3 protein-coding genes and 1 pseudogene are annotated in these 3949 nt (G+C 67.4%); all 4 read left to right on the plus strand.

The genetic code is table 11. The annotated features are described in order from the left end of the window. Positions 1 to 126 precede the first annotated feature (126 nt). Entirely contained in the window at positions 127 to 1926 is a 1800-nt protein-coding gene (locus tag NQ160_RS20025; RefSeq protein ID WP_257516863.1) for an acetolactate synthase large subunit, read from the plus strand. Between the two features lies 1 nt (position 1927). Further along, positions 1928 to 2437 carry an acetolactate synthase small subunit gene (gene ilvN / locus NQ160_RS20030; protein WP_257493238.1) on the plus strand — a complete coding sequence of 170 codons (510 nt, stop codon included), beginning with the start codon at positions 1928 to 1930 and terminating at the stop codon, positions 2435 to 2437. A gap of 36 nt (positions 2438 to 2473) precedes the next feature. Continuing rightward, entirely contained in the window at positions 2474 to 3499 is a 1026-nt protein-coding gene (gene ilvC, locus NQ160_RS20035) for a ketol-acid reductoisomerase (protein ID WP_257513875.1), read from the plus strand. 154 nt (positions 3500 to 3653) lie between these two features. Beyond that, a pseudogene (locus NQ160_RS20040) lies at positions 3654 to 3949 on the plus strand (bifunctional acetaldehyde-CoA/alcohol dehydrogenase); the annotation flags it as partial.

The following is a 3949-nucleotide window of genomic DNA, read 5'->3' on the forward strand; positions in this document are numbered from 1 at the left end:
GCCCCTTCCCCCGCGCTATACCCGTGGCGTTCTGGCCAAGTACTCCAAACTCGTGCGCTCTGCTGCAGAGGGCGCGGTGACGGGGTAGTCCCGTCAGCAACCCTGGATCTCGAGGTAGTTTCACCCATGTCCTCAGACACCGTTTCCGCCGTTCCCCGGCCTCCCGCCCGCGCGGCATCCGCCCCCGTCCTCACCGGCGCCCAGGCGGTCGTCCGCTCGCTCGAGCTGCTGGGGGTGACCGACGTGTTCGGCCTGCCCGGCGGCGCGATCTTGCCCGTCTACGACCCGCTCATGGACACCTCGCTGATCCGCCACATCCTGGTGCGTCACGAGCAGGGTGCCGGCCATGCTGCCGAGGGCTACGCCGCGGCATCCAACAAGACCGGCGTGGCGATCGCCACCAGCGGCCCCGGCGCCACCAACCTCGTCACCGCGATCGCCGACGCGTACATGGACTCGGTGCCGATCGTGTGCATCACCGGCCAGGTCTTCTCGACCCTCATGGGCACGGACGCGTTCCAAGAGGCCGACATCGTCGGCATCACCATGCCGATCACGAAGCACTCCATCCTGGTCAAGCGCGCCGAGGAGATCCCCGGTGCCATCGCCGCGGCGTTCGAGATCGCCGGCACGGGGCGCCCCGGTCCGGTGCTGGTGGACATCACGAAGGATGCCCAGCAGGAGGAGGCGCCGTTCGTCTGGCCGCCGCGGGTGGACCTGCCCGGCTATCGGCCCGTCACCAAGGCCCACGGCAAGCAGATCCAGGCCGCGGCCCAGCTGCTGGCCACCGCCGAGAAGCCGGTGCTCTATGTCGGCGGCGGCGTGATCCGCTCCCGCGCATCGGAAGAGCTGCTGAAGCTGGCGGAGACCACGGGCGCGCCGGTCGTGACCACGCTGATGGCGCGCGGCGCGTTCCCCGACTCGCACCCGCAGCACCTGGGCATGCCCGGCATGCACGGAACCGTCCCGGCGGTGCTCGCTCTGCAGGAGTCGGACCTCATCGTTTCGCTGGGCGCGCGCTTCGACGACCGCGTGACCGGCAAGGCATCGCTGTTCGCCCCGAACGCGAAGGTCGTGCACGTCGACATCGACCCGGCGGAGATCTCCAAGATCCGCACCGCGGACGTCCCCATCGTCGGCGACCTCAAAGAGGTGCTGGTCGACCTCGAGGGTGCGTTCACGGCGGCGGCATCCGATCGCGCAGACATCGCCGAATGGTGGTCCTACCTCGACGGCCTGCGCGACGAGTTCCCGCTCGGCTACGCCCAGCCCACCGACGGCCACATGGCGCCCCAGTACGTGATCCAGCGCATCGGCGAGCTCACCGGGCCCGAGGGCGTGTACGCCGCCGGCGTCGGACAGCACCAGATGTGGTCGGCCCAGTTCATCAAGTACGAGCGTCCCAACTCGTGGCTCAACTCCGGTGGCGCCGGCACCATGGGCTACGCGGTGCCCGCCGCCATGGGCGCCAAGGTCGCCGAGCCCGACCGCGTGGTGTGGGCGATCGACGGCGACGGATGCTTCCAGATGACGAACCAGGAACTCGCGACCTGCGCCATCAACAACATCCCCATCAAGGTCGCCATCATCAACAACTCGTCGCTCGGCATGGTGCGGCAGTGGCAGACCCTGGTCTACAACGGCCGATACTCGAACACCGACCTCAACACCGGACACAACACCATCCGCATCCCCGACTTCGTCAAGCTCGCCGAGGCGTACGGCTGCCTCGCGATCCGCGTCGAGAAGGAAGAGGACGTGGATGCCGCGATCAAGCTGGCGCTCGAGACCAACGACCGTCCCGTGGTGATCGACTTCGTCGTGAGTGCCGACGCCATGGTCTGGCCGATGGTCCAGCAGGGGCGCAGCAACAGCAGCATCCAGTACGCCCGCGAGCACGCGCCGACCTTCGACCAGGAGGCTTGAGATGAGCAAGCACGTCCTCAGCCTCCTCGTGGAGGACAAACCCGGTCTGCTCACCCGCGTGGCGGGCCTGTTCGCCCGGCGCGGCTTCAACATCGACTCCCTCGCCGTCGGCGTCACCGAGGTGCCTGGCCTGTCGCGCATCACGGTCGTGGTCGACGTCGACGAGCTGCCGCTGGAGCAGGTGACCAAGCAGCTGAACAAGCTCATCAACGTCATCAAGATCGTCGAACTCGACCCCGCGGCATCCGTGCAGCGCGAGCACATGCTCGTCAAGGTGCGCGCCGACAACCAGACGCGCTCCAACGTCATCGAGGTCGTCAACCTCTTCCGCGCCTCGGTGGTCGACTACGCCACCGACGCCGTCGTGGTCGAGGTGACCGGCGATCGTGGCAAGGTCGACGCGTTCCTGCGCGCCGTCGAGCCCTTCGGCATCAAGGAACTGGCCCAGTCCGGGATGGTCGCGATGGGCCGCGGCGGCAAGAGCATCACCGAGCGCGTCCTGCGCGGCTGACCACACCGAACCACCACTCAAGGAGAAACACACAACATGGCCGAGATCTTCTACGACTCCGACGCCGACCTGTCGCTCATCCAGGGCAAGAAGGTCGCGATCGTCGGCTACGGCTCACAGGGCCACGCCCACGCCCAGAACCTGCGTGACTCGGGTGTCGACGTCGTCATCGCCCTCAAGGAGGGCAGCAAGTCCATCGCGAAGGCGCAGGAGGACGGCTTCGAGGTGAAGTCCGTGGCGGACGCCGCGGAGTGGGCGGACCTCATCATGATCCTGGCTCCCGACCAGCACCAGCGCTCGATCTACAACGATGAGATCAAGCCGCACCTCAAGGCAGGCAAGACCCTCGCCTTCGCACACGGCTTCAACATCCGCTTCGGCTACATCCAGGCTCCCGAGGACGTGGACGTCATCCTCGTCGCACCGAAGGCACCGGGCCACACGGTGCGCCGCGAGTTCGTGGCCGGTCGTGGCATCCCCGACATCATCGCCGTCCAGAACGATGCGTCGGGCCAAGCGTGGGACGTTGCCCTGTCGTACGCGAAGGCCATCGGCGGCACGCGTGCCGGCGTCATCAAGACCACCTTCACCGAAGAGACCGAGACCGACCTGTTCGGTGAGCAGGCCGTGCTCTGCGGCGGCGTCTCGCAGCTCGTGCAGTACGGGTTCGAGACCCTGACCGAAGCGGGCTACCAGCCGCAGATCGCGTACTTCGAGGTGCTGCACGAGCTGAAGCTCATCGTCGACCTCATGTGGGAGGGCGGCATCGCCAAGCAGCGCTGGTCGGTGTCGGACACCGCCGAGTACGGCGACTACGTCTCGGGCCCCCGCGTGATCGACCCGCACGTCAAGGAGAACATGCAGGCGGTCCTCGCCGACATCCGCTCGGGCGCCTTCGCCGAGCGCTTCATCAACGACCAGGATGCCGGTGCCGTGGAGTTCGGCGAGCTGCGCGAGAAGGCCGCCGCACACGCCATCGAGGCGGTGGGCAAGGACCTGCGCGCCCTGTTCTCGTGGAAGCAGACCGACAGCGACTACGTCGAGGGCAGCGCCGCGCGCTGAGTCTCAGCCGACCCTGACCCGGTCGCCGCACCCCGAAAAACGGGGGAGCGGCGACCGGGTTTCTCTGTGCCCCTTCCTGTGGTCAGACCACAGGAGTAAGCTGGCATCAGAGCAAGGGTGCGGGCACAGCGTCCGCACCGGGTTGGAGAGAGAAATGTCCCCCGAGATCGATGCACTGGTGGCCCGCGCACAGGACGCGCTGACGGCGTACGCGCGGTACACGCAGGAGCAGATCGACCACATCGTGCGCAAGGCATCGGTCGCGGCGCTGAGCCGCCACGCGGACCTCGCGGTGATGGCCGTCGAAGAGACCGGCCGAGGCCTCTTCGAAGACAAAGCGGTGAAGAACATGTTCGCGTGCGAGCACGTCACCCACTCGATCATCAAGCAGCGCACCGTCGGGGTCATCTCGGTCGACGACATCACCGGGATCACCGAGATCGCCGAACC

This window comes from Microbacterium sp. zg.Y909 (genome assembly GCF_024626565.1).